Here is a 1,989-nt window from a genome sequence, read left to right on the forward strand (position 1 = left end):
TTCTCGGATACTCAACCCTTCTTCTTCCATCGTAAATATCACTTTACGTCTAAAATCAATTGAATAGCTCATATAAATAGTGTCATCAAAATTAAGTCGTTTAGCTATGTTATAAGTACCATAGCGATGGGTGGTATTGGCTATGATCCGCAAAAACCTAGCATGTCAGGTAATGCTGAGGCATATATGGCTTATGCGGAGGAAATAAAAAAAATGTGCTAATGATGGTGGAGGAAGATAAGTTAATTTATCTTAGTTATCGAGAAGAGAACTATAATGATCTGATTGATAAGATTGTAAATATATATGATAGTATTACTGGTGTTGATATGAATAAAATTAAAAATTCTGTTACTCAGTTAGCTAAAGCTGGATTATCTTATTCTGAACAAAAAATACCAATATATTATTTTCCCAAGGTGTTATTGCATCAGGAAGTAAAGATGATATGAAATTTTATATAAACTCTTCACATATCTTATTTGAAAGATAAACTGGTAATACTAAAAGTCAGCCTACCGATAAATATATTTTCCGCATACAAATAAAAAACATTTTGCTAAAATGCATACTTTTATTTATGATAAGAAAATTGCTAAAATTCTACTTGATACGACCAGAAGTGATTTAGAATAATGTATAAAAAAATAAAAACTAAAGCAAAAAATAAAAAAGAAAGTATGAACTATTCTTTTGATAAGAAATAATAATTAACATTTATTATTATTTAGTATCTACATTAAAACATAAAAGGATATTTTATGGGAATATTTAAAGATAAAAATTTATATTTAATTTTAAATGGATCATATAATTCTATTTTAAATAAATATATAGTTAAAGATAAAAATTATCGGAAATATCTTTCAATATTTTTATCTATCCCCCTGTTTCTTTTAGAAACTTCGTCTACCCATAAAATTTATTATGATAATAATAATTATAAAGATTTGTTATCAACAATATTACAGTAATATCAAATGTATCAGAGCAAGAAAAAATATATCAATTTATCATTGAAGACACTGATTAGACGTTCTGTTGCCAATATTACTGATAAAAATAGCGGTATATTATTTACTCATACCGTATTAGATTCAGAATCTTATGTTGTTAGATTATATTTATATTCAGCCGAAATAAAAATATCTTATGATGAAGAGAACAAAAAATATAAGCCTACTAAAGAATCAGCAGAGAAAATTGAGATATCTAGAATAGACCTTAAATTTTTAAGTTCATCAGTATCTTCTGACGATATGAAACTTATTATTGTTCTTAGATTTATTGTTCTTTCCGATTGGGTAGCACAAAATAATATGTTTCCGCAAAAAATTAATCGTAAATTATGTATTGATTAAGCATAGTTATTAAAAAAGAATAATTAATCAAATTATGATTAAAAAATAATCATTAATAAATACTGTAAATTAATTAATAGAAATAAAATTAGATTTCAGTTTAAAATATCTATGAAAGCGATTTGTTATTGTTATTGTTATTGTTATTGTTATTGTTATTGTTATTGTTATGAAATATATTATTAGAATCATATTCATTGTTATGTTTTTTTATTGTAATACTACTTTTATGTATAAGAGCTATACTGTTATTTAACCAAGGAAAAGATAAAAAAATAGAAAATACAATCGCTTTTAAAATTAATAATGACAAAACATTAGAAACATCCCTAGATGAATTGTATCAATCATATTCACAAATTGACGAATCAATAACAGATTATAGTTTTGGTGATCAACTTGATAAATTTTCATTAAAGGAGATAAATGAGTCAAAACTACAAATGGCAGATAGTATAGTTAAAATAGCTAATATTCTGACTGATGCTATAGTTACTTTTCCTGTTGCAAAAGGAACTGTGGTAACAATAGTAGATAATATTAATCAGCTAGATCCTATTAATTCCCTGGCAGCTGTTATTACTCAACATTAATGATCAATTAACAGTATAGCTAAGCGACTTAATTT

Annotated in this window: 3 protein-coding genes; all 3 read left to right on the plus strand. The window is 24.7% G+C overall.

Translation table 11 applies throughout. The features are described 5' to 3' along the window. Positions 1 to 224: 224 nt before the first annotated feature. Positions 225 to 452 carry a hypothetical protein gene (locus ARSQ2_RS11045; RefSeq protein WP_181995323.1) on the plus strand — a complete coding sequence of 76 codons (228 nt, stop codon included), beginning with the start codon at positions 225 to 227 and terminating at the stop codon, positions 450 to 452. Positions 453 to 1,016: 564 nt separating this feature from the next. Continuing rightward, positions 1,017 to 1,361, plus strand: coding sequence for a hypothetical protein (locus ARSQ2_RS11050; RefSeq protein WP_181995324.1), 345 nt, complete (start codon positions 1,017 to 1,019; stop codon positions 1,359 to 1,361). Positions 1,362 to 1,558: 197 nt separating this feature from the next. Further along, on the plus strand, positions 1,559 to 1,954 hold the full coding sequence (locus tag ARSQ2_RS11055) for a hypothetical protein (RefSeq protein ID WP_181995325.1): 396 nt from the start codon (positions 1,559 to 1,561) through the stop codon (positions 1,952 to 1,954). Positions 1,955 to 1,989: the final 35 nt, after the last annotated feature.

Origin of the sequence: Arsenophonus endosymbiont of Bemisia tabaci Q2 (genome assembly GCF_902713415.1) — a bacterium.
Lineage (GTDB): Bacteria > Pseudomonadota > Gammaproteobacteria > Enterobacterales > Enterobacteriaceae > Arsenophonus.

Bases quoted from the DNA above. Each gene is read 5' to 3' on its own strand.
- ARSQ2_RS11045 (WP_181995323.1), top strand. From the start codon at position 225: ATGGTGGAGGAAGATAAGTTAATTTATCTTAGTTATCGAGAAGAGAAC.